The following is a 22358-nucleotide window of genomic DNA, read 5'->3' on the forward strand; positions in this document are numbered from 1 at the left end:
CAGGGGGAAGCAGCCCAGACAAATAGCGGCGCCGCTCAAGGGGCGGCAGTGGGGATGATTATGGATCTTGCCCAATGGCCAACTAACCGACTTCTGAATACCGCTGCACGACTGACTGAAAATACCGAAAGCGATAACTTTCGCAGCCTGGGTATCACGCAGGCCGGGTTCACCGTGCTTCGGCTCTTGTCTCAGAGGCGCACTATGAGTCAGGCCGAGCTCGGACGGAAGCTTCGTGTTCGTCCGGAAACCCTCGGCAAGGTGATTGACCGGCTTGGAAGAAGTGCGTTGCTCGTCCAGAGCGGAAGCGCCGCCAGCGAACGTGACGTCCGGTTGATCACGCAGGAGGGGCGCAAAGTGCTGGACCGCGCCTACGCACTTGAAGAGGAACAAGAGCGCACTTTGGGATCGGATGAACAGCTTCGCGCTGAACTCATCAACCGGATCAGGGCTCTCGGTCTGGACAGCGAAGCGGGGAGCGCACGCCCGTCCTTGAAACTGGTGCCCAGGGGCGGCCCCGAAGACGGTGACGCTTCTTCCTCATCGGCGACCGGCTGACCGGTCCTCGTGTTCGGATAGCGCTTCGGCCATCCGATAGCGGCGGAACGCTATCGGATGGCCGAACTGCTATTACTTGGCGGGAGCGGTCTCTCCCGGAACTAGACCGCCGGTCCGCCTACCAGAATCCAGAGAAGGAAAGTCAGGACGAACCCGGCGACACCCAGGATGGTGGTCAGCACCGTCCAGGTCCGCAGCCCGTCCGCAACGGAGAGTCCGAGGAAGCGGGTGACAATCCAGAAGCCCGAGTCATTCACGTGGCTGAGGCCGAAGGCGCCGAAACCGATCGCGATGAGGATGAGCGCGGTCTGCACGGGGGAGTAACCGCCGGCGGCCACCGAAGCGGCCAGGAGGCCCGCCGTCGTAATGATGGCTACGGTCGCGGAGCCCTGCGAGGCACGCAGCACCGCGGCGAGAAGGAACGCCATGACGATCACCGGAAGGCCGATCGCGGCAAGTCCCTCAGCCAGCGCGGTTCCGATGCCGGAGACGGTGAGCACCTTGCCGAAGACGCCGCCTGCGCCGGTGACCAGGATGACGATGGCGGTGGGGGCCAAAGCGGAGTCCATGACTTCACCGGTCTGCTGGGAAGACCAGCCGCGACGGATACCCAGGAAGTAGTAGGCGAGGCCAAGAGCGGTGAGCAACGCGATCAGGGGCGAACCGACAAAGCTGGCGAGGTCGCGGCCGAACGTCTCCTCGGGCAGGATGACGGCGCCGACGGTACCGATCATGATCATCAGGATGGGGAGCACGATCAGGGAGATGATCATCGCAGGGCTGGGTGCGGTGCGAACCTTCGTGTCCACGGCGGTGCTGCCGCCGGTGCCGCCAGCGCCGGCGTCGCGCTCGACGTCGGACTTGCCGCTACCGAAGAGCCGGAACTGCTCAGCGGTGGCGGGGAGCATGTCGTATTCGCGGCGGTTCAGCTTCTGCGCGACGAAGTAGCCCAGAATGCCGACGGGGATGCAGAGCAGCAGGCCGAGGATGGTGGTCCATCCGATGTCGGCGCCGAGGATTCCGGCTCCGCCCACAACGCCCGGGTGCGGCGGAACAACCACGTGGATGGCGAGCATGATCGCGCCCACCGGAAGTCCTACCTTGACGGGGTTGACGCCGGCGGCCTTCGCGAATCCGTAGATGATGGGGACGAGGATGATGAATCCGACGTCGAAGAAGACCGGGATCGCCAGCAGGAACGCCGCCGAGGTCAGGGCAGCGACCACGCGGCGTGGGCCGAGCACCTGGGTGAACTTGCCAGCCAGCGCCTGGGCGCCTCCGGAAATCTCGATCATCTTGCCGAGCATCGCGCCGAGGCCCACGAGGATGGCGACGTTGCCGAGCGTCCCGCCCATGCCTTCAGTGACGGTACTGACGATCTCCCCGAGCGGAATGCCGGCGGTCAGCGCAACGCCCACGCTCACCACGAGCAGGGCGAGGAACGCTGGAATCTTGAACTTGATGACGGCCACCAGCAGCAGGGCAACGCCTGCTGCTGCGATGGCCAGAAGAGCGAGGGGGCTCATGGGTGTGTCTCCTATGACAAAGGAGCCTCGAGTCGAGGCTGCCAACAAAATAACGACGACGGCGGGAGCCGCCTGACGCTGCGAACGGGAAAGTCAGGCGTTGCGCCTGGTGGGGGCAACGACACGGATGACGGCGGAATCGTCCGCAGCGGCAAGGCCCTGCGCCTGGCCGAGGAGGTACAGCTGTTCGGCGGCTGCAGCGACCGGCGTGGCAAGTCCGGCGTCCCGGGTGGCCTTGCCGACGATCCCCATGTCCTTGACGAAGATGTCGAGCCGGCTGAGAACTTCGGCGCCGTCTTCGCTGTACGCCTCGAGGATGCGCGGCCCGCGGTTGGAAAGCATGAAGGAACCGGCGGCTCCGGCCTCAAGGGCGGCGAGGGTCTTCTTCTGGTCGAGGCCGAGCGCATCGGCCAGCGCCATCGCTTCGGCGGCGGCCGCGATGTGGACTCCGCACAGCAACTGGTTCACCGTCTTGAGCGCCTGGCCGTCACCGGGCTTGTCGCCGACGATGCTCAGCGTGGAGGCCAGCAGCTCGAGCACCGGGCGGGCAGCCTCCACGGCGGAAGGCTCGGCACCGACGACGATGAGCAGGTCGCCCTCACCGGCGCGCTTCGGACCGCCGGACAGCGGGGCGTCGACCAGGGTCACACCGTACTCCGCGAGCCGTGCAACGGTGCCGGCGATCGCTTCGGTGCCGACGGTGCTGGTGAGGATGACGACGGCGCCGGGCTTCAGCGCGGCGGCCACGCCGTTCTCTCCGAACAGAACGTCAGTAAGCTGCTCGCCGTTTCGGACTGCCAACAGCAGGGCGTCGGCGCCATGGGTCGCGTCGCGGCCGGAGGTGAAGGTGCGCACACCGGCGTCGTTCGCCAGCTTCAGCCGCTCCTCGGCGATGTCGAAGCCGTGGACGGTCAGTTTGGTCGCGAGGCGCGAAGCCATCGGCAGGCCCATCGCGCCGAGGCCGAGGACGGTGACTTGGTAATCGGTGCTGCTCATCTGTATCTCCATTGAAACGTGCTGAATTAGAAGGTGGTGCTGAGTTTGCGGGTTACATCCGCGAGGGAACGGTCATCGCCGACGTTGCCCGCGAAGACGATGTAGGGAATGCCCTTGGCAGGACCGTCCACGGGTGCCCAGAGGCTGACGATGCCCGGCAGCATGGGTCCACGCACGATCGCGTGGCGAATCTCCAGGCCGTGAGCCGCGACATCGGACGAAGTGATTCCGCCCTTGGCGATGACAAACCGTGGCGGGAACGCCTTCAGCGTCCGGTTGACGACGTCGACGACGGCGGCTGAGACAGTCCGCGCGATGCGCAGGCTTTCCACCGGGTCATTGGTGCGCACCAGGAGGCGGCTTGTGTGCACGATGACATCCGCGCCGTCCAGGGCTGTGGTGACGTCGTCGACCACTTCGTCCAAATAGCGGTCCGCATCATCGGTGAGCAGGCGTTCGACGTCGATCTCCACGATGCGCGCCGCGCTGTGCTCGCTGGTCAGGACATTCAGCTGGCGTGTGGTCACGCCGACATGCGAGCCGACAACGATCAGGCCGCCCGCTGTGTTCGGGGTGGTCCCGGCGAAGGCTTCCTCACCGGTCAGCGGCTCCCGGACGTCCTGGCCGATGCGGCCGCGCATGAACGGGGGGCCGACGCGGTACAGCAGGCGCTTGCCGCGGCGTTCGGCCTCTGCAAGACCGAGGGAGAGGGCGCGCAGGTCGTTTTCGGTGACAATATCGGCGACGATCGGCGTCGAGTCCGTGGCGCCGTCGATCGCGTCGGCGATGGACGTGGCGGAGAGTGCGGGGTTCTTGGTCTCGCTGCCCGCGCGGATGACGTTGAGGTCGAGAACGATGACGTCACCGGCGGAGAACCGTCCGCCCGACTTCTCCTCCACATACTTCGGCAGTTCCGAGTTGCTGAAGCCGAAGGTGGCATCCTTGGCGAACTCTGTCTCGGCGACCGGGATGAGTTCGTCCTCGCCCCCGCGCATGTAATGGACGCCGCCGATCGTGATGCGGCCGGCATCGGGGAAGGCGGGGATGATGACGACGCCGTCAGTGGTCTCGCCGGAGGTGTCGGCAACCGTGGCAGCGATGACGTCGGGCTCCAGCGGGTAGTGCCCGCGGAGGGTGGAGTCGCTGCGGCTGACGAAGCTGACGCGCAGGTCCGATCCGAACCGGGCGGCGGCGTCGAGCGCGTTGCGCACCACTTCCTCGTTGCGGGAAGCGGCCTCAGCCGGATCGAGGCTGCGGGTGTTCGTGAGTACGTACACGGCGGGCTTGCCCTCACCGTAGGCCCAGGTGAAGTCCTCGGTTTCCCAGCGGGTCAGCACCGGCAGGTCCGCAAGGGACTGTGTTCCGGTGGGATCGTCGTCGAGCACTACGAACATGCGGTTCTCGAGTGTTTCAGCCACTGCTTCGGCTGGGACGGCAAGCTCGGCGGGGTAACCGGCGAGGAGGGATGTCTCTGTGGGCACTGCGCACTCCATCGTGTGAAAGTTGCTTTTCGACTGAATGTAAGATGTCAGACATCTTGCATTTGAAATAGTGTGACAGAGGACATTCGGACGCGCAAGTAAACTTGGCTGATCAGCGGAAGAGGGGGAGCATGGCACGCAAATCGCTCGTCGATGTCGTTGCTGATGAATTGCTCGACCGCATTGTTGCCGGTGAGTTCCCGCCCGGATCAGGCGTGCCCGGGGAGCTGGAGCTGAGCGCGCGGCACGAGGTGAGCCGCATGACTGTCCGCGAGGCGATGAAGACGCTGGTGGCTCGCCGGATCCTGCGGGTGGAGCGCGGTCGCGGGACGTTTGTGAACCCGTTGAACCAGTGGTCATCTCTTGAAGCGGTCCTGCGAGCCGCCTCGGAGGGCCAGGATGACGCAGCCGTGGCCGTCCAGCTGATCGAGCTGCGGCGCATGCTCGAAACCGGCGCTGCGGAACTGGCCGCGCGTCGCATCACCGTCGAGGAACTCGACGAGATGGACCAGCAGCTTGCGCAGATGCGCGCCGCTCACGAAGCGAACGACGTCGACCGCTTCGTCGCTGCCGACCTCGCCTTCCATGACCTCATCCTGCACGCGTCCGGGAACGTGTTTGTCGCGGTGCTCTTTGAGCCGCTGACCCGGATCCTCGCCTCCCGGCGGGCGCAGACTTCAAAAGTGGTTCAGATACAGATCAACGCCATCGCCGAGCACGCCAACATCATGAACGCGATGCGCTCGCAGGATCCCGAGCGCTCAAGGCTGGCGATGGACCGGCACATGGAGCAGACGCTGGGTGACCTGTTGACCTACGTCCTGGAACCCTAGGCGGTCCTGGCCCCGTCCCGGGAAGACGCTTACCGTCGAGGTCATGCCTCCTCTGAAGATCAGCCACCGCGGCTGGGATGCTCCCGAGACCCGCCCCCGGATGGCCAATGACGTCGACCCTCGGCCCGGACTCGGCCTCACGAACCGCAGCATTCTGCGAAACGGCCAACCGTGGATCCCGGTGACCGGCGAAATGCACTACAGCCGCCAGCCGCGCGAACGCTGGGCCGAGGCGCTGCGGCTCATGAAGGCCGGCGGTATCAACGTCGTTGCGTCGTACATCTTCTGGATCCATCACCAGCCGACCGAGGAAGAGCCGAACTTCGAGGGGAACCTGGACCTGGCCGCCTTCGTGGAGCTCTGCGCGGAGATAGGACTGGAGGTCATACTTCGGCTCGGCCCGTGGTGCCATGGCGAGGTTCGGAACGGCGGCCATCCCGACTGGGTGGTTGATGCCGATTACATCGAACGCACCAACGATCCCCGCTATCTCGAGGCAGTCCGGACCTGGTTCGGCTTCATCGGCCGCGAGGTCGCTGGGCTGTGCGGGAGCAACGGTCCGGTGATCGGCATCCAGCTCGAGAACGAACTGTACGACCAGCCTGACCACATCCTCGCGCTCAAGGACCTCGCTCGTGATGCCGGGCTCCACGCGCCGCTGTGGACGGCGACGGCCTGGGGGAGCGCGGACATTCCGGTCGGTGAGGTCTTCCCGCTCTACGGCGGGTACTCGGACGGCTTCTGGGTGGATACAGACCAGGGCTGGGACGAGAGTTTCCAGGCCCACTTCACCTTCTCGCACCAGTGGGACGACCCGGGAATCGGCAGGGATCTCGCTGGGGAGAGCTGGACCGGCGTCGTCGGTGCCAAGCACCCCGACTTCCCGGCCGCCACCTGCGAACTCGGCGGCGGGATGGCCACCGCCTACCACCGCCGTCCGTCGCCGACCGCCCGGGATATCGCTGCCGTCGCACTCTGCAAGCTGGGGAGCGGGTCCACCTGGCAGGGTTACTACATGTATGTCGGCGGGACGAACCCGCGCGGCGGGCTGCAGGAGTCGCACGCGACGGGCTACCCGAACGATCTGCCCGAGCTCAACTACGACTTCGGCGCGCCCGTCGGTGCGCACCTCCAAACCCGCGAGAGCTTCCACCGCCTGCGGAACCAACACTCATTCCTGGAGGCTTTCGGCCCGCGCCTCGCGGCGATGAATGCCACCATTCCGGAAAACGACGACGACGGCGGCCTGCGCTGGTCACTGCGCAGCGACGGCAGAAGCGGATTCGTGTTCATCAACAATCACCGGCCCTTCGAATCTTTGCCCGCTCACGCAGACACCCAGTTCGAGATCACTCTCGCTGACGAGGTGGTCCGCTTCCCGCACCGGCCGGTGACGATCCCGCCGGGTGAGTTCATGTCGTGGCCCGTGAAGCTGGAGGTGGGCGGCGTCGTCGTGCGCTGGGCGACTTTGAACGTCCTGACGCTTCTTGAGCCGGAGAGCGAACCTCCCGTCCTGGTGCTCACAACCAACGACGGCGTCGACGCCCACCTCGCCGTGCCGGCCGGTTACCAGGTGGAAGGACATCCCTGCGTGGAGAGGGACGGGGAGCTGGTCCTGGAGGATCTTCGACCGGGCCTCCTTACCCTCATCAGCAAAGACAGTGCACGGCTGCGCTTGCTGGTCCTTTCGGCTGCGCAGGCGCTGGAAGCATGGACGCCCGTGGTCGGGGGACCCCGGAGGCTGGTGCTCTCAGCGAGTGACGTCATCGAGAAGGACGGCGGTCTGGCCGTGATTGCATCGGAGCCGGTCGAGGCGTCCATCTTCCCTCCGCTCGGTGACCGGAACGACGGCGGCTTCTCCCGGCACGCTGTTCGCCCGCCGGAGCAGGAGATCCGCGTGGCAATCGAGAAAATCTCGCCCTGTTCCCCGCCACCGCCTGCGGCCATCGGCGTACCCGGCCGCGCGTCCGCGCCGTCGGCCGAGCAGTTCAGCCGCCATGCCGCGCGCTTCCGAATCACGGTTGATGGGGAAGCGGCGGCGGGTGTCCGCTCGCTGCTGAGGTTGGGGCTGGTAGGCGACGTGGCGTCGTCGTTCTTTGAGGGGCGGACTGAGGACGTGTTCTGGAACGGATCGAGCTGGGACATCGACGTCACGCCGAGCGGGGACACCAGCCGCCGGGAGGTGGAGGTGCTCATCTACCCGCTGAGCGCTGACACGCCCGTCTGGCTTCCGGAGGCTGCGGAGGGCGTCAAGTCGTTTTTGAGGAAGCCGACGGCGGAAATCACCCGTGCCTCGGTCGCCGCCTTCGAAACCGTCCAGCTCGCGGAGCGCTCCTGACCTAGCGGTTCTTCATGGGGTTCCCCTGGTGCCGGGTATTCACGACGTGTCCACAGGCTTCATGGTCCTGCCTGTGAAACCTCTCATGGAGCGCTCTATTGACATGTGACGTACATCATCTGTAGATTGGCTGAACCGCCGATGGAGCGCTCCATCAACTCTTCCGCACCAAGCCGTCCCGCTCGTTGACAACGCCCTCTTGCGAAGGTCATACGGTGCGAATCCCCATGCCCCTTTCCGATCAAGCACGCACACAAAGGAGTGACCGTGATCCTTTCACGACGCACCAGAATGATTACCGCCCTCACCGGCACTGTTGCACTGGCATTCGCAGCCACCGGCTGCGGCAGCAATAGCGCCGAACCCGCCAGCGCCGAGAACCCTGTTGAACTGACCGTCACCACCTTCGGCAACTTCGGTTATGACGACCTGTACGCCGAGTACGAAGAAGCAAACCCCGGCGTAACCATCGAGGCGACCAACATTGACGGCAGCGCCAATGCCCGAACGGACGCATTCACCAAGCTCGCAGCCGGGTCAGGCCTGAGCGACGTCGTTGCGGTCGAAGAGGGCTGGCTAGGCTCCATCATGGAAGTTTCCGACCAGTTCGTGGACCTCAACGAGTACGGTGCGCAGGACATCAAGGACAACTGGGTGGACTGGAAGTTTGAGCAGGGAACGGACCCCAACGGCCGTGTCATCGGCTATGGCACCGACATCGGCCCGCAGGCGCTGTGCTTCAATCGGGAACTCTTCGAAGCAGCAGGCTTTCCCACCGACCGCGAGGAAGTTGCTGAACTCTTCGGCGGCGACGACGCCACCTGGGAAACCTACTTTGACCTCGGTCGCCAGTACAACGAGGCCACGGGCAGAGCCTGGTACGACCAGTCGTCATTCGTCTGGAACTCCATGGTGAACCAGATGGAGGAGGGCTACTACACCGCCGACGGCGAGCTGAACGTCGAGGGCAACCAAGCCATGCGCGAAAAGTTTGATCTCCTGGCTGCCGGCACAGCCGACGGACTGTCCGCCAACCAGAAGCAGTTCGACTGGGGCAAGGGCAAGGCGTTCGTGGACGGCTCCTTCGCTGTCCATGTGTGCCCCGCCTGGATGCTCGGAACCATCCAGGAACAGCTGGAATCCGCCGGCGGCGGACCGGAGAGCGGTTGGGACGTCGCCGACGTCTTCCCGGGCGGTGCCTCGAACTGGGGTGGAGCCTTCCTTTCCGTCCCGGAGAGCTCAGAGCACCCCGCCGAGGCAGCGAAGCTGGCAGCCTGGCTGACAGCCCCCGAGCAGCAGGTCAAGCAGTCTGCCGCCGCGAACAATTTCCCGAGCACCATTGAGGCCCAGCAGAAGATTGTGGAGGATGCAGTGCCCAACGAGCTCTTCAATGACGCTCCTTACGGTGCCATCTTCTCCTCCCGCGCCGAGGGCGTCGTCGCACAGTTCAAGGGTCCGCATGACTCGGTGATTCAGGAGAACGTCTTCGCGCCCGCACTGAAGATGCTCGACACCGGTACCGGAACGGCCGACGAGGCCTGGAACGAAGCCGTCAAGCTCCTCAACGAGCTCGTCGTCAACAACTAGCACACCGGCCGTGGGGCCTCCGGGAGTACCGGAGGCCCCCTCATGGACTGGAACCGTCAATGACCACGACACTGAATCGCCCGGCAGCCGGCAGCCCAGCTGCCAGCAAACCTGCACCGACCTTCCGCCAGCGCCTGAACGTCCTCGATGTGAAGGCGTCTCCGTACCTCTATATAGCCCCGTTCTTCCTCCTGTTCGGCCTCGTGGGACTCTTCCCGCTCGGCTACACCTTCGTTGTCTCCCTCTTCGACTGGCACCTGCTGAAGGGGCAGGGCGAGTTCGTGGGTCTCCGGAACTTCAGCGAGGTACTCCAGGACAGGTTCTTCTGGAACTCGCTGTTCAACACGGTGAGCATCTTCCTGCTCTCCACCATCCCGCAGCTGGTTGTCGCAACAGCCATCGCGGCGGTCCTCGACCAGAACCTGCGTGCCAGGACGTTCTGGCGCATGAGCATTCTGCTCCCGTACATCGTCACCCCGGTTGCCGTTGCCATGATCTTCACGAACATGTTCGGAGAGCAGTACGGGCTCATCAACAACATCCTGGCCAGCGCAGGCATCGACCGCATCATGTGGATGAACGAAACCCTGCCCAGCCACATCGCGATCGCCACGATGGTGAACTGGCGATGGACCGGATACAACGCACTGATCCTCCTGGCGGCCATGCAGGCCGTGCCGCGGGACATCTATGAATCCGCCGCGATTGACGGTGCCGGCCCCTTGCGCCGCTTCTTCAGCATCACCCTGCCGAGCATCCGCCCCACCATGATCTTCGTGGTGATCACCGCCACCATCGGCGGCCTGCAGATCTTCACGGAACCGAAGCTCTACGACCCCAGGACAGCCGGTGGAACCGCACGCCAGTTCCAGACCACCGTCCTCTACCTGTGGGAGATGGCGTTCCAGCGCCAGAACTTCGGGAAGGCTGCGACCATCGCATGGCTCCTGTTCCTTCTCATCGTTCTCTTCGGCATCGTGAACTGGCTGATCTCGCGACGCATCGCGACCACCGGTGACGCACGTACACCCAGGCGAGGTGCAGGAAGCCGGCGCAGGAAGAAGTCCCCGGTTCCCGCCGTCGTACTTCCCGCCACTGGAACCCAGCCGCCGGCACCTTCGGGGGAATCAACGGCCGGGAACCCAGCCGCCGCAGAAGACACGACCACGAGGAGAGGGCAATGACTGTCATCGACGCCAGGACGCAGTCCACCACCCGCAATGGGAGCGCGCGCCCGCCCGTCCTGCGGCGGAAGCTGTTCGGCAACGGGCACCGTCCCGGGTTCCTGACCTACGGGCTGCTGTGTGCCTTCTTCCTTGCCTCGGCGTACCCCCTCTGGTGGTCAGTCATCATCGGCAGCCGGTCCAATTCGGCGCTCGCCGGAACCTGGCCGCCGCTGCTTCCCGGTGGGAATTTCTGGACCAACGCCGGGGAAGTGCTGGATACCATCCCGTTCTGGCTGGCACTGGGAAACAGTGTCTTGATTTCCGGCATCATCACGGTGTCCGTCGTGACCTTCTCAACGCTTGCCGGCTACTCCTTCGCGAAGCTTCGCTTCAAGGGGCGGAACGGACTGATGGTCGCGGTAATCGCCACAATGGCAATTCCCACCCAGCTGGGCATCATCCCGCTGTTCATGATGATGCGGACGCTGGGCTGGACCGGTGAGATCGGCGCCGTCGTCGTTCCTACGCTGGTGACTGCCTTCGGCGTGTTCTTCATGCGTCAGTACCTCGTGGACGTCATCCCCGACGAGCTGATTGAATCCGCCCGCATGGACGGCGCCTCCATGATCTCGACCTTCTGGCATGTGGCGCTTCCCGCTGCACGGCCGGCCATGGCGATCCTGGGCTTGTTCACGTTCATGACGGCATGGACCGATTTCCTCTGGCCCCTGTTGGTGCTCGACGCAGGCAACCCGACCCTGCAGACGGCTCTGAGCCAACTGCAGGCTGCCCGCTACGTCGACTACTCGATCGTGCTCACGGGAGCAATACTCGCAACACTTCCCCTGCTGGTGCTCTTCGCCGTCGCAGGCAAACAACTCATTTCAGGAATCATGCAAGGAGCAGTGAAGGGCTAATGCCACTCGACGCAGTACATCGTGAAATAACGGCCGGGAACCCGACCAGAACCTGGCCGAAGGGCTTCCTCTGGGGCTCAGCCACCGCGGCTGCCCAGGTCGAGGGAGCCAGTCATGAAGGCGGCAAGGAGGATTCCGTCTGGGACGCTTTCGCCCGGGTGCCGGGAGCCATCGCCAACGGCGACACCCTTAAGGACGCTGTCCAGCACTACGATCGCATGCCGGAGGACGTGCGGATCATGAAGGAGCTCGGACTTGGCTCGTACCGCTTCTCCACGAGCTGGGCGCGGGTTCGGCCGGGAGACCGCGCACCCAACCGGGAAGGACTGGACTTCTACTCGCGGCTGGTCGATGAGCTTCTCGACGCCGGCATCCTCCCCTGGTTGACCCTGTACCACTGGGACCTGCCGCAGGCACTCGAGGAGAAGGGCGGCTGGGCAAACCGGGACACTGCCTACCGGTTCGTGGACTACACCAATGACGTCTACTCGGCGCTCGGCGACCGGGTGCACCACTGGACGACCTTCAACGAACCGTTCTGCTCCTCGTTGCTTGGCTACGCTGCCGGAGTGCATGCCCCCGGCCGGCAGGAGCCCCGCGCAGCGGTTGCCGCGATCCACCATCAGCACCTCGCCCACGGCCTGGCAGTCAACGCACTCCGGTCCCGGGGTGCGGAGCACATCGGCATCACGCTCAACCTCAGCAACTCGATACCACGGGACCCCGCAGACCCGATCGACCTCGACGCCGCACGCAGATTCGATTCACTTCAGAACCGCATCTTCCTCGACCCGATCCTGCGCGGCTCCTATCCGGAAGACACCCTGGCTGACCTCGAGCAGTTCGGCATCCGGGAAGTCATCCAGTTCGGTGACCTCGAAATCATCGGTACACCGATCGATTTCCTCGGCGTCAACCACTACCACGACGACCTCATCAGCGGTCACCCGGACCACGAGGGCGGTGACGGCCACTCCGGTGGAACAACCCGCAAGACCTCCTCGTGCTGGATCGGGTCGGAGGATATTGCCTTCCCGAGCCGCGGACTGCCGCGGACCGCGATGAACTGGGAAGTGAACCCGGACGGGCTCCGGAAGCTGCTGATCCGCCTCGGAGAGGAGTACCCCGCCCTGCCACCGCTCTACGTTACGGAGAACGGCGCAGCGTACGACGACGTCGTCAGCTCCGACGGAGCGGTCCACGACAGTGAGCGAACGGCCTTTGTGCTCAACCACATCGCCGCGGTTGGCGAAGCTATCGACGCCGGCGCCGACGTGCGCGGCTACTTCGTGTGGTCGTTGCTCGACAACTTCGAGTGGTCCTGGGGCTACGGCAAGCGTTTCGGGATTGTCCGAGTGGATTACGACTCCTTCGAGCGAACCATCAAGGACAGTGGACACGCGTACCGGCAGCTCATCAGCCAGGCCAGGGCAAACGGGGAGGTGGAACCAACCGGTGAGCAGATACTGACGGCGGCCGGGGCCTGAGCCGACCTAGACTGGACACACTCGTTCCAGCACCATGCACGGAGAAAATTGTGAAGACAGACGCCAGCCGGTCGCGGCCCGCGCCAACCCTGGAAATGGTGGCCGCGCTGGCCGGCGTCTCACGATCTACAGTGTCCAGGGTGGTCAACGATGCGCCGAACGTGGATCCGGACATTGTGAAAGCCGTGCAAAGCGCCATCTCGACCCTCAACTACATACCGAACCGCGCCGCGCGCTCACTTGCGAGCAGGCGCACCAATTCAGTGGCCGTAGTTGTACCGGAGTCCACGTCGAAGGTGTTCGCCGACCCGTTCTTCGCCACCCTCGTGGAAAGCATCGCGCAAACACTGGTGGAGACGAAATACACGCTCAACCTGATCGTTTCCTCCGAGGCCAGGCCCGAAAAGACCAGGAGTTACCTTCTCGGAGGAAACGTTGATGGTGCGCTGGTGGTCTCCCACCACAGCGGGGACCACTCCTGGACCAGGATCAGCGATTCCCTTCCGGTGGTCTTCGCTGGACGCCCCTTTCAGGGGGAACGCGAAAGCTACTTCGTTGAGGTCGACAACCTTGCCGCTGCATCCCGGGCCACACAGCACCTGATCGGAGCCGGACGGACGTCGATTGCCACCATTGCCGGTCCGCAGGACATGTATGCGGGTATCGACCGGTTGCGTGGCTGGGAAGCGGCGTTGCGGTCGGCCCGGCTCGACACCTCACTCGTGGAAGTCGGCGACTTCACGCAGGCATCGGGCAAGGAGGCGATGCGCAGGCTGCTTGACCGCGGCCAGAAGATTGATGGGCTGTTCGCTGCCAATGACCAGATGGCCGCCGGAGCCTATGAAGTGCTGGCTGAACGCAACGTCAGCATCCCGGCCGATATCGCCGTCGTCGGCTTCGATGACGACTCGTTTGCCACCTCGCTGACTCCTGAACTGACTACTATTCACCACCCCATCGTTGAGATGGGACACCGAATGGCCGAGATTCTCCTCTCACTAATCGAGGGCGGTCCGGCCGAGCAAGCAACCCTGCTGCCCACCTCTCTGGTGGTCCGCGGTTCCGCCTGAGCCTTGAAGGAAGACCATGCGCCAACACCTACTGCCTGTACCGCCGTGCGCCGAACCCGGAGCTGACCCTCTGGCCCCGACCGGGAAGAACCTGCGCTGGGGCGTCGTAGCCCCGGGGCAAATAGCCCGCCGGGTCACCGCCGACCTCGCGCTGCTCGAGGATTCCGTGCTCCAGGCGGTGAGTTCGCGCAGTGAAGCGAACGCTGCGGCCTTTGCCGATGAGTTCGGTTTCGTGTCCAGCTACCATGACGCGCACGGCCTGACCGGGTACGAGCGGCTGTTCGCCGACCCGGAGGTGGACGTGGTTTATATCGCGACGCCCCACAGCCGGCACCGGGAGGTAGCGGAAGCAGCCCTCACCGCGGGCAAGCACGTGTTGTGCGAGAAGCCGTTCACTGTGAACGCTGCAGAAGCCCGGGCGTTGGCTGAGGTTGCGCAAGCCAATGGTGTCTTCCTGATGGAAGCGGTCTGGACCCGTTTCCTTCCGAGCATCAACCGGGCGTGGGACATCATCGCCTCGGGGGAGCTGGGAGAGATCCAGTGGGTCCAGGCGGATTTGGGTTTCGTTGCCGCCTATGATCCGCGCTCCCGCCTGTGGGACCCGGCGGCGGGCGGTGGCGCCCTGCTGGATCTTGCGGTCTATCCCCTGACGTGGGCCTTTGGCGCGCTTGGTTTCCCTGCCGACGTGGTGGCACAGGCCACGCTGACTGACGAGGGCGTCGATATGCGCAATGCTTTGACGCTTACCTACGAAAACGGAGCGCACGCCCAGCTGATCACGTCGATCGTGGCCGCTTGCCCGGGTACTGCAACGGTAAGCGGCAATGCGGGATGGCTGACGGCGTCCACCCCGCAGTGCAACCCGTCAGAACTCACCATCACAACGAACGACGGCGGTTCCCGGGTTGAAGCCTTTGGTCAGGTCGGAAGCAATTACGTTTACCAGCTTCGTGAAGTTACACGTTGCATCCAGGAGGGACTGATTGAAAGCCCTACTATGCCGTGGGCGGACTCGATTGCGACTATGGCCCTTCTCGATGACATCCGGAGACAGGTTGGTATCCGGTACGTGAGCGACCAGTTGACGGTTTAGCGAGCGCTTAGCTGAGGCGGTGTTCCTGATTGACTGGCCGGCGTTCCAGCTCCTCCCTCGCACGTGTCAGCGCCGGGGCATTCGCTCCCGCTGCTTCCAGAGCCAGCAGCCCCGCTCCCACAATGGGGGGCGCAGTCACCAGATGGATGTGCGCCTGAGGTGCTCGTTGCCTCAGGCCCGAGCGGATCCGGGAGAGGAGCCGGGTGTCATTCGATGCCAGTATTCCGCCGCCCAGGACCACGGGGACATCGGCGTGCAGCAGGTCGAGGCGCTCCAGCGCGGTGGCAGCCAGCACCACGATTTCGTCGGCCTGGCGGTCAATCAATGATGCGGCGACTTCGTCCCCGGCCGCTGAGGCTTCGAAGAGCACCGGAGCCAGGTCGGTAATCGAGCGCAGAGGTAGGCGCTTGAGGTGGATGCCCTCAATGACGTCCCGCACGGTGGTTAGGCCGTAGGCCTCCGGGACCATTCTCGCCAGCAACGTTGTGGGTCCCCGTCCGTCCTCCGACCTGGCTGCATGCCACAGCGCGTGTGCGCCGAGGTCACTCCCACCGCCCCAGTCTCCCGAGATCATGCCGAGGGCGGGGAACCGTGCGGTTCGGCCGTCGGCCCGCATGCCGACAGCGTTGATTCCGGTCCCACAGACTACGGCTACAGCATCGGGCCTGTTTGTTCCTGCCCTGAGGAGAGCGAAGAGGTCATTGTCGACGAGCGCCTGCCCTCCGTTTACTCCCACTGCCCACGCGTCGTCGGAAATAGCGGAGGAGAACTCCTCGATCTCAACGGGAAGGTCCATTCCGGCAAGGTACACGCTGGTCTGTAGCAGGGGTCGGCCGCCGATAGCGTCCAGCGCTTCGGCGGCGAGCCCGCGGATCACTGTCACCGACCTGTCGAGGCCAACGAGCTGTGGGTTCGCTCCAGTGCCCCGCGAACGGAAGAGCACCTCGCCCTCCAGCGAGAGGACCACGAAGTCTGTCTTTGATCCGCCTCCGTCGATGCCGATAACAACGGGGGTACGCTGCTCGTTCATCCGGCCCACGCCAGATGGTCCCGGTTGGCGGCGAGCAAGGCATCCGTCAGCTTCTCCGCCCTGTCGAACTGGCCCACCAGCGGGTGGGCGAGCATTGCTTTGAGGACACGGTCCCGACCCCCGTGCAGTGCGGCGTCGAGGGCAAGCCGCTCGTAGGAGGCGACGTGGCTGATCAACCCCACCATCTCCTCAGGCAGTGCTCCGATCGGGGGCACCGTCAACCGGTCGGCTCCGATGACCGCGGGAACTTCGATCACGTGGTCATCAGGCAGGAACGGGAGAGTGCCGTCGTTGCGGACATTGACGACCTGTTTGTCCCCGAGCCCCGATGTGAGGGAGGACATCAGGTCAACGGCAGCTTCGGAGTAGAACGCACCACCGCGCTGGGACAGTTCTTCGGGCTTGGCGTCCAGGGTCTGATCGGCGTACTTTCTGAGCAATGCAGCTTCGACTTCCATGACGGACTGCGCGCGGGAGGGCTGTTCCCGTTGAGATTCAAGCACCACGTCGTGCGCGTAGAAGTAGCGAAGGTAGTAGGACGGCACGGCACGCTGCATCGCTAACAGCGACGGCGGGAGCTGTACTTCCCGGGCCACTTCCTCGAGATGGTCCGCAAGGATCCGGGGGAGGAGGTCCACGGAGCCCTCGTCCGTCTTCACGTTTACCCCGAGCTCCCAGGTGAGGTGGTTGAGGCCCACGTGGTCCAGGGAAATATCGTTATGGTCAGCACCGATGAGCGCAGCGAACCTGCGCTGGAAACCGATGGCTACGTTGCACAGACCGACCGCCCGGTGGTCCGCTTGAAGGAGAGCGCGGGTGACAATTCCGACAGGGTTCGTGAAGTCGATGATCCAGGCGTTCGGCTTCGCCTTGCGCCGGATGACCTCAGCGATGTCCAGCACCACCGGCACAGTTCGCAGCGCTTTCGCGAAGCCTCCAGGGCCGGTCGTCTCTTGTCCGACACAGCACACCTCATGGGGAAAGGTTTCGTCACCGTGGCGCGCAGCCTGCCCGCCAACGCGCAACTGCAGGAGGACGACGTCGGCGTCGCTGACTCCCTGCTCGACGCTGGACGTGGTCATGATCCTGCCGGGGTGGCCCGCCCTGGAGAAGATTCGCCGGGACAGGCCGGAAACCAGTTCCAGCCTGGAGGCATCGGGGTCGACGAGCCACAGCTCTTCGATGGGCAGCATCTTCCTGAGGCGGGCGAATCCGTCCACCAGTTCCGGCGTGTAGGTAGATCCGCCACCTACGACAGCTACTTTCATGCTTGTCCCTTCTACCTTGGGTACTGCGCGAGAGCCCGGATCCCATCCTCGCATCGCGGTCAGCAAGGTAGAGGGGTGATTCCCTCCGGCCGCGGATCCGTGGCCAGACGCGCGTGGGTCTCGACGTCATAGCGGTCAGTGCCGTATCGGAGCTTTCCGCGCTCAATTCCCTCCGCCTGGAAGCCCGCCCTCAGCGCGACTTTGCACGAGGCCGGATTGTTGACCCGGTGGCCGAGCTCCAGTCGGAAGAGACCTTCGGAAAAAGCCCATTCCGACGCCGCCGCGAGTCCCCTCGTAATGAGCCCACGGCCGCGGAACCCGGCGCCCATCCAGTAGGACACCGAGGCCGTGCCGTGATTGAACTCCATCGAGCTGATGCCGATGTCGCCGACAGCAACTCCGTCGACGGCCACGGCAAAGTGGCGTGCCGAAGCGCTTTCCGCTCCCAGCTGGTTCTCGATGTACTGCCTGCACGCTTCGAGGGTGGTGAGGTTCTGCTGTCCGAACTGGATGCGCAGGTCCTCGCTGTCGGCCTCTGCACGACGGAGGGCTTCGGCATCGTCCGGCGTCCACCGGCGGAGGACTGCAGCGTCGGTATTCTGCACGTTTCGGCACTCCTTGCGTGGGGTCTTTCCGGCCTGGTCGCGGCGCGTCCGCCAGACGCCAGACGCCTCTTCACAAAGATAGCAAGCTTGCTTATGATCGTAGTCACAGGTCCAGCTCATCCTGCAGGACCTGTTTCATCCCTACATCAATCACGCAGGAAAGGGGACTGATCATGACAACCGCTCGCGACATCATGACCGGCGGCGCAGAATGCGTCGGCGAGAACGAAACCCTGGAAGAAGCGGCGCGAAAGATGAAGGACCTGGATGTGGGCTCGCTTCCCATCTGCGGGGAGGATAACCGGCTCAAAGGCATGGTCACGGACCGCGACATAGTGGTCAAGTGCCTTGCTGAAGGGTCCGATCCACGCCAAGTGAAGGCCGGTGAGCTCGGGCAGGGAAAACCCGTGACCATCGGTGCCGATGACAGCGTCGAGGAGGCCATCAAGACCATGGCCGACCACCAGGTCCGCCGGCTTCCGGTGATTGACGGACACGATCTGATCGGCATGCTGAGCCAGGCAGATATTGCCCGCAACTGCCCCGAAGACAGGGTCGGTGAGCTCGTTGAACTGATCTCCTACTGATCCGCTTTTCTCCTGCACGGTCCGAGGAGGAACTGAAAGACGAGGAGGGTAGTAATGAGCACAGAGGGGAATGACCTTTTTACCGCGAATGACGCTGACCGGCTGGAGCAACAGGCAGAGGTCAGCGAGGAACCCGCTGGGGACGAGCTGGAGGAGCCGGTGAACGCGGAAACGCGGGAAGCAAATGAAGCCGACGTCGTCGAGCAGGCACGTCCGGTCTACGGCGACGACGATTACCCCCGCGGCCCTATCGACGAAGAGCCCGTTTAATCGCGGCTGCCTCGGCCCGCCTGTTGGTTCCGCCCGCGGACGGGCGGTCTGAAGGGCGGGCCGACGCGCGTCCGCTGGGGCCGATGGCATACCGTCAGCACCGAGCGGTGAAAAAGAAGCTCCCCGCAATACCTACCCGTGAGTAACCGTGGCGGTATGATGAAGTGCTCAACTGCCCCGGCGACCGCCGCGGGCCTTTTCAGGAACCGGTTCTCATTCGCTTGTTCGGCCGTTCCATGCACGCGAAGGGTGACCCGTTGGAGATTTTTCCTGGAGCGCACAAACCTCTGTACGAGGTCAAGGCGAATCTCTTCAAGGGCATGGCGCATCCGGTGCGTGTTCGGGTTCTCGAGATCCTCTCCGCTTCACCCGATGTCTCGGTGACCGATCTCATCTCGGACATGAACGTCGAAGCCTCCCGCCTGTCGCAGCACCTCTCCGTCCTGCGGACCCATCACCTCGTGGTGTCAGAGCGGCGCGGCAGCCAGGTCTTTTACAGCCTCGCGTACCCACGCGTCGCCGAGCTGCTTGCTTCCGCCAAGATGCTCCTGGGCGAAGTTCTCGAGTCGACGCAACAGCAGTTGCTCACCTCCGAATGGGCCGCGCCGGATGGGTCCGAAGCTTCTCCGGACACGCGACCGGCACCTGGGCCGTAATGTTCAACCCCAGGTTGCTCACCCGTAACACTGGTCATTGATGTGGCCGGTGGCGGCGTTCTCGCGTACGGCGGTGATGGCCGTGACTGCCTCTACCTTTCGGCGGTACCCGGCAGAGGTCACGAGGACCCCGCCGTGCTCATCCATGAGACGGAAGCGATACAGCGCATCGGCGCCTCTGAAAATCTCGAAGTTCCCGGGCATATGTTCTCCCCACAAAATGCCGGCGCCACATTGCGCCTGAGGACTTTAGGTTTTCATCAATTGGTCGCGCAGGGAAGATTGTGACGCCAGCCTACGTTCGACTGCGCAGTACGAAGGCTCCGAGGCCTCAGCTGGTCCAGCCCTGCCTGGTCAACCACTTCGCGCAGAGGGCGGTCCACTCATCCGGCCCGGTCTCACCGTCGGCCAGTCCAAGCCCGTGCGGGCCGTGCGGAAACACGTGAACCTCCGTGGGCACCCCGTGCTGAACCAGGGCGCCCGCATAGGCAAACGTGTTCTGCACGGGCACGGCATCATCGTCGGCTGTGTGCCATAGGAACGCCGGTGGCGTTGCGTCGGTGACGTTCAATTCCGGTGACATTCTTCGAAGCAGGGCCGACGACGGCGACTGGCCGAGCAGGTTATCGATGCTTCCCTGGTGGACGGCGTCCGTAAACGAGACCACCGGGTAGCACAGAATGGATAGGGCCGGGATGGCAGCGGCGACGTCCAGCTTCGGGTCATCACAGGATGTGGCGGTGGAAAGGGTGGCGGCGAGATGCCCGCCGGCGGAGAATCCGAGTACTCCCACCCGCCCGGTATCTACAGCGACACCGTGGTCGCCGCCCCGGATCCAGAGCATCGCCTCCTTAGCATCGCTCAGCGGTGCCGGGTGCTGGTGCGGGGCAACCCGGTACCGGAGCACAAATGCGTGCAGTCCGAGGCCCGCGAGCCACTCTGCGACCGGTTCGGCTTCGTGGGGCGACGTCTTGCCGTATCCTCCTCCGGGCAGAACCAGCACGGCCGGTCGTGGCGTGTTGGCGCCGTCGGCGGCGGGGATGACAGTCAGGTTTGTGGGAGCGGGGCTCAGCATACCTTCACCGTACCCATTCGCCGCCTTGCCTAACCATTGCGTGCAACATACGACGCCACGGCAGGGGCGAGGGATGCGCCGATTTCCTGTGAACTCCGCTTGGTGCCTTTGATCGCGAAGGAGTGATCGGCGTCGGGCACTGGCTGGAGGGTTGCCCGCGTTCCGAGTTTTGCGACAACTGCGTCCAGGAGGTGCTTTTGGGCGAAGGGGTCGTTACTCCCCTGGAGGAACAGCATCGGAGCGTCGACGGCGTCCAGGTGCGCGTCGCGGATTTTTTCCGGCTTGCCCGGCGGGTGCAGGGGGTAACCGAGGAAGACGAGGCCGGCGGCCTTCATCCCCTCCGCGACAGCCATGGACGCCATGCGCCCACCGAACGATTTTCCACATGCCCACACGGTTTTGCCGCCGGAACGGTCCTGCGCCTCTTCCATGACCCGGCGCCAGACCGCGATGGCCTTCGGAGGACGGTCCGGGAAACGTTTGCCCTGGTCCATGTAGGGGAAGTTGAACCTGAGCGTTGCGAAGCCCGACTCGTTCAGCGCATCGCTGAAACCGACAAGGAAGGGGTGGTCCATCCCCGCACCGGCTCCGTGGGCAATGACAAACGTCGCCGCAGGGTCATCCGGGCAACTGTACGCGCAGGTGAAACTGGCGTCGTCAGCGTGCAGGGTGAAACGCTCGGAGAAAGCCATCTGCCCATCATGCCGTAGGTTCCCCTCCGGCTCGACGCATACTGTAGCCATGGGAACACCCATCACCCGTGATCACATGTTGGAGCGCCGGCTTGCCGCTCACTTCCCGGAGAACGACGACGGACCCGGCGGCGGAGTGAATGTCGTCCGCAGGATGCTGGCAGTCCAGGCGCAGGAGTTTGGTCAGGCGCTGTGGGCGCTCGGCTTGCGGGCCCCGGGAACAACCCGGGATGACATCCTTGCCGTCCTGGACAGCGCCGAGGTAGTGCGCTCCTATCCGATCCGCGGCACGTTGCATTTCGTGCGTCCGTCCGACCTCCGCTGGATGCTGGGATTGACCGCGGGTCGGATGATCAAATCTGCAGCCCGGCGCCTGAACGAGCTGGGCCTGGATCAGCGGACACTCGATCGGGCCCGGGACGCGGCAGGGGAGGCGCTGGCGGGTGGCATGGCACTGAGCCGCGACGAGTTTCTGGAGGCGCTGAACCGTGCCGGCGTCTCCACCCTTGGCCAGCGGGGATACCACATCATCTGGTACCTCGCGCAGGTGGAACTGGTGTGCTGGGGGCCGCCGGACGGTGCCCAGCAGGCTCTTGTGCTGCTTGATGAATGGGCGCCGGGGGAGCCCGATCTCGATCGGGAAGAGGCTCTGAGACGGTTCGTTCTCGGGTATTTCGCGGGACATGGCCCGGCAACCCTGCAGGACTTCGTTTGGTGGTCGAAGCTCACGGTCACTGACGCCAAGATTGGGTTGGCGCTCGCCCGCAGTGAGCTTACGGAGTATGTCCATGACGGGGTAGGTTACTGGGCGCTCTCTGCGGCAGCTGACCAAAGATCGGTGGCTGCTGAAGGACTGCTCCTGCCCGGATACGACGAATACATCCTTGGCTACCAGGACCGGTCATTGATGCTCCCCGGCGAATACGCATCGCGCATCATGCTCGCCAAAAACGGGGTCTTCAAGCCCTCGCTCGTGCTGGACGGCCGGGCTGTGGGAACGTGGCGGAGGAGCCCGCGCGAACGTTCAGTAACAGTCACGCCGTTTCCGGAATCGAGCATCAGTGACACTCATGCTTTCGACGGCGCCGTCACGGCTTACGAACGGTTCCTCGCTTCGTAGGCG

Annotated in this window: 22 protein-coding genes; 13 read left to right on the top strand and 9 right to left on the bottom strand. The window is 64.3% G+C overall.

Going from position 1 to position 22358, the window contains the following annotated elements; all coding sequences use genetic code 11:
- Positions 1-60: 60 nt before the first annotated feature.
- The gene (locus AC4D2M_RS15080; RefSeq protein ID WP_490892706.1) at positions 61-558 is read left to right on the top strand and encodes a MarR family transcriptional regulator; all 498 of its coding nucleotides are present in this window, start codon (positions 61-63) and stop codon (positions 556-558) included.
- Positions 559-659: 101 nt separating this feature from the next.
- Here the strand turns inward: AC4D2M_RS15080 and AC4D2M_RS15085 are convergent, their stop codons facing one another.
- From AC4D2M_RS15085 to AC4D2M_RS15095, 3 genes are all read right to left on the bottom strand, one after another.
- Positions 660-2084 (bottom strand): GntP family transporter, encoded by a 1425-nt coding sequence (locus AC4D2M_RS15085; RefSeq protein WP_490892707.1) that lies wholly within the window; start codon positions 2082-2084, stop codon positions 660-662.
- A gap of 93 nt (positions 2085-2177) precedes the next feature.
- Entirely contained in the window at positions 2178-3080 is a 903-nt protein-coding gene (locus AC4D2M_RS15090; RefSeq protein WP_490892708.1) for an NAD(P)-dependent oxidoreductase, read from the bottom strand.
- A gap of 26 nt (positions 3081-3106) precedes the next feature.
- The gene (locus AC4D2M_RS15095; RefSeq protein WP_490892709.1) at positions 3107-4573 is read right to left on the bottom strand and encodes a four-carbon acid sugar kinase family protein; all 1467 of its coding nucleotides are present in this window, start codon (positions 4571-4573) and stop codon (positions 3107-3109) included.
- A gap of 119 nt (positions 4574-4692) precedes the next feature.
- Here AC4D2M_RS15095 and AC4D2M_RS15100 point away from each other — a divergent pair, with 119 nt between their 5' ends.
- From AC4D2M_RS15100 to AC4D2M_RS15135, 8 genes are all read left to right on the top strand, one after another.
- Complete coding sequence (locus AC4D2M_RS15100; RefSeq protein ID WP_490892710.1) at positions 4693-5394, top strand: FadR/GntR family transcriptional regulator; 702 nt, start codon at positions 4693-4695, stop codon at positions 5392-5394.
- Between the two features lie 43 nt (positions 5395-5437).
- Positions 5438-7732 (top strand): beta-galactosidase, encoded by a 2295-nt coding sequence (locus AC4D2M_RS15105; RefSeq protein ID WP_490892711.1) that lies wholly within the window; start codon positions 5438-5440, stop codon positions 7730-7732.
- Positions 7733-8023: 291 nt separating this feature from the next.
- Positions 8024-9319: an ABC transporter substrate-binding protein gene (locus AC4D2M_RS15110; RefSeq protein WP_490892781.1), complete on the top strand. Its 1296-nt coding sequence runs from the start codon at positions 8024-8026 to the stop codon at positions 9317-9319.
- A 59-nt stretch (positions 9320-9378) separates the two neighbouring features.
- The gene (locus AC4D2M_RS15115) at positions 9379-10503 is read left to right on the top strand and encodes a carbohydrate ABC transporter permease (RefSeq protein WP_490892712.1); all 1125 of its coding nucleotides are present in this window, start codon (positions 9379-9381) and stop codon (positions 10501-10503) included.
- The gene (locus tag AC4D2M_RS15120; protein WP_490892713.1) at positions 10500-11402 is read left to right on the top strand and encodes a carbohydrate ABC transporter permease; all 903 of its coding nucleotides are present in this window, start codon (positions 10500-10502) and stop codon (positions 11400-11402) included. Before AC4D2M_RS15115 ends, AC4D2M_RS15120 begins: the two co-directional genes overlap by 4 nt.
- A complete protein-coding gene (locus AC4D2M_RS15125) occupies positions 11402-12889 on the top strand; it encodes a GH1 family beta-glucosidase (protein ID WP_490892714.1) in 1488 nt (495 codons plus the stop codon). Before AC4D2M_RS15120 ends, AC4D2M_RS15125 begins: the two co-directional genes overlap by 1 nt.
- A gap of 50 nt (positions 12890-12939) precedes the next feature.
- Positions 12940-13959 (top strand): LacI family DNA-binding transcriptional regulator, encoded by a 1020-nt coding sequence (locus AC4D2M_RS15130; protein ID WP_490892715.1) that lies wholly within the window; start codon positions 12940-12942, stop codon positions 13957-13959.
- Positions 13960-13975: 16 nt separating this feature from the next.
- Positions 13976-15052, top strand: a complete 1077-nt coding sequence (locus tag AC4D2M_RS15135; protein ID WP_490892716.1) for a Gfo/Idh/MocA family protein — start codon at positions 13976-13978, stop codon at positions 15050-15052.
- A 7-nt stretch (positions 15053-15059) separates the two neighbouring features.
- On the opposite strand, the gene AC4D2M_RS15140 is transcribed toward AC4D2M_RS15135, so the two are convergent.
- From AC4D2M_RS15140 to AC4D2M_RS15150, 3 genes are read right to left on the bottom strand one after another with little or no spacing between them, the layout of a single operon-like run.
- Positions 15060-16082 carry an N-acetylglucosamine kinase gene (locus tag AC4D2M_RS15140; protein WP_490892717.1) on the bottom strand — a complete coding sequence of 341 codons (1023 nt, stop codon included), beginning with the start codon at positions 16080-16082 and terminating at the stop codon, positions 15060-15062.
- Positions 16079-17350 carry a 6-phospho-beta-glucosidase gene (locus tag AC4D2M_RS15145; RefSeq protein ID WP_490892718.1) on the bottom strand — a complete coding sequence of 424 codons (1272 nt, stop codon included), beginning with the start codon at positions 17348-17350 and terminating at the stop codon, positions 16079-16081. Before AC4D2M_RS15145 ends, AC4D2M_RS15140 begins: the two co-directional genes overlap by 4 nt.
- A 59-nt stretch (positions 17351-17409) precedes the next feature.
- A complete protein-coding gene (locus AC4D2M_RS15150) occupies positions 17410-17955 on the bottom strand; it encodes a GNAT family N-acetyltransferase (RefSeq protein ID WP_490892719.1) in 546 nt (181 codons plus the stop codon).
- A gap of 173 nt (positions 17956-18128) precedes the next feature.
- Between AC4D2M_RS15150 and AC4D2M_RS15155 the strand changes: the two genes are divergently transcribed.
- From AC4D2M_RS15155 to AC4D2M_RS15165, 3 genes are all read left to right on the top strand, one after another.
- Positions 18129-18542, top strand: coding sequence for a CBS domain-containing protein (locus AC4D2M_RS15155; RefSeq protein ID WP_490892720.1), 414 nt, complete (start codon positions 18129-18131; stop codon positions 18540-18542).
- Between the two features lie 54 nt (positions 18543-18596).
- Entirely contained in the window at positions 18597-18812 is a 216-nt protein-coding gene (locus tag AC4D2M_RS15160; RefSeq protein WP_490892721.1) for an Rv3202a family protein, read from the top strand.
- 257 nt (positions 18813-19069) lie between these two features.
- Positions 19070-19468 carry an ArsR/SmtB family transcription factor gene (locus tag AC4D2M_RS15165; RefSeq protein WP_490892722.1) on the top strand — a complete coding sequence of 133 codons (399 nt, stop codon included), beginning with the start codon at positions 19070-19072 and terminating at the stop codon, positions 19466-19468.
- Between the two features lie 18 nt (positions 19469-19486).
- On the opposite strand, the gene AC4D2M_RS15170 is transcribed toward AC4D2M_RS15165, so the two are convergent.
- The 3 genes from AC4D2M_RS15170 to AC4D2M_RS15180 form a co-directional block, all read right to left on the bottom strand.
- The gene (locus AC4D2M_RS15170) at positions 19487-19672 is read right to left on the bottom strand and encodes a YegP family protein (protein ID WP_490892723.1); all 186 of its coding nucleotides are present in this window, start codon (positions 19670-19672) and stop codon (positions 19487-19489) included.
- A 127-nt stretch (positions 19673-19799) separates the two neighbouring features.
- Positions 19800-20543 carry an alpha/beta hydrolase gene (locus tag AC4D2M_RS15175; RefSeq protein WP_490892724.1) on the bottom strand — a complete coding sequence of 248 codons (744 nt, stop codon included), beginning with the start codon at positions 20541-20543 and terminating at the stop codon, positions 19800-19802.
- Between the two features lie 29 nt (positions 20544-20572).
- The gene (locus AC4D2M_RS15180; protein ID WP_490892782.1) at positions 20573-21235 is read right to left on the bottom strand and encodes an alpha/beta hydrolase family protein; all 663 of its coding nucleotides are present in this window, start codon (positions 21233-21235) and stop codon (positions 20573-20575) included.
- Positions 21236-21284: 49 nt separating this feature from the next.
- Here AC4D2M_RS15180 and AC4D2M_RS15185 point away from each other — a divergent pair, with 49 nt between their 5' ends.
- Positions 21285-22355, top strand: a complete 1071-nt coding sequence (locus tag AC4D2M_RS15185) for a winged helix DNA-binding domain-containing protein (RefSeq protein WP_490892725.1) — start codon at positions 21285-21287, stop codon at positions 22353-22355.
- Positions 22356-22358: the final 3 nt, after the last annotated feature.

This window comes from Arthrobacter sp. TJ-270 (assembly GCF_058269075.1).

Excerpts from the sequence above, each read along its gene's own strand:
- AC4D2M_RS15110 (WP_490892781.1), top strand. The coding sequence starts at position 8,024 with ATGATTACCGCCCTCACCGGCACTGTTGCACTGGCATTCGCAGCCACC.
- AC4D2M_RS15155 (WP_490892720.1), top strand. The coding sequence starts at position 18,129 with ATGACAACCGCTCGCGACATCATGACCGGCGGCGCAGAATGCGTCGGC.
- AC4D2M_RS15100 (WP_490892710.1), top strand. The coding sequence starts at position 4,693 with ATGGCACGCAAATCGCTCGTCGATGTCGTTGCTGATGAATTGCTCGAC.
- AC4D2M_RS15145 (WP_490892718.1), bottom strand. The coding sequence starts at position 17,350 with ATGAAAGTAGCTGTCGTAGGTGGCGGATCTACCTACACGCCGGAACTG.
- AC4D2M_RS15170 (WP_490892723.1), bottom strand. The coding sequence starts at position 19,672 with ATGCCCGGGAACTTCGAGATTTTCAGAGGCGCCGATGCGCTGTATCGC.
- AC4D2M_RS15120 (WP_490892713.1), top strand. The coding sequence starts at position 10,500 with ATGACTGTCATCGACGCCAGGACGCAGTCCACCACCCGCAATGGGAGC.
- AC4D2M_RS15090 (WP_490892708.1), bottom strand. The coding sequence starts at position 3,080 with ATGAGCAGCACCGATTACCAAGTCACCGTCCTCGGCCTCGGCGCGATG.
- AC4D2M_RS15125 (WP_490892714.1), top strand. The coding sequence starts at position 11,402 with ATGCCACTCGACGCAGTACATCGTGAAATAACGGCCGGGAACCCGACC.
- AC4D2M_RS15115 (WP_490892712.1), top strand. The coding sequence starts at position 9,379 with ATGACCACGACACTGAATCGCCCGGCAGCCGGCAGCCCAGCTGCCAGC.
- AC4D2M_RS15185 (WP_490892725.1), top strand. The coding sequence starts at position 21,285 with ATGGGAACACCCATCACCCGTGATCACATGTTGGAGCGCCGGCTTGCC.
- AC4D2M_RS15175 (WP_490892724.1), bottom strand. The coding sequence starts at position 20,543 with ATGCTGAGCCCCGCTCCCACAAACCTGACTGTCATCCCCGCCGCCGAC.
- AC4D2M_RS15180 (WP_490892782.1), bottom strand. The coding sequence starts at position 21,235 with ATGGCTTTCTCCGAGCGTTTCACCCTGCACGCTGACGACGCCAGTTTC.
- AC4D2M_RS15080 (WP_490892706.1), top strand. The coding sequence starts at position 61 with ATGGATCTTGCCCAATGGCCAACTAACCGACTTCTGAATACCGCTGCA.
- AC4D2M_RS15095 (WP_490892709.1), bottom strand. The coding sequence starts at position 4,573 with ATGGAGTGCGCAGTGCCCACAGAGACATCCCTCCTCGCCGGTTACCCC.
- AC4D2M_RS15140 (WP_490892717.1), bottom strand. The coding sequence starts at position 16,082 with ATGAACGAGCAGCGTACCCCCGTTGTTATCGGCATCGACGGAGGCGGA.
- AC4D2M_RS15085 (WP_490892707.1), bottom strand. The coding sequence starts at position 2,084 with ATGAGCCCCCTCGCTCTTCTGGCCATCGCAGCAGCAGGCGTTGCCCTG.
- AC4D2M_RS15105 (WP_490892711.1), top strand. The coding sequence starts at position 5,438 with ATGCCTCCTCTGAAGATCAGCCACCGCGGCTGGGATGCTCCCGAGACC.
- AC4D2M_RS15160 (WP_490892721.1), top strand. The coding sequence starts at position 18,597 with ATGAGCACAGAGGGGAATGACCTTTTTACCGCGAATGACGCTGACCGG.
- AC4D2M_RS15135 (WP_490892716.1), top strand. The coding sequence starts at position 13,976 with ATGCGCCAACACCTACTGCCTGTACCGCCGTGCGCCGAACCCGGAGCT.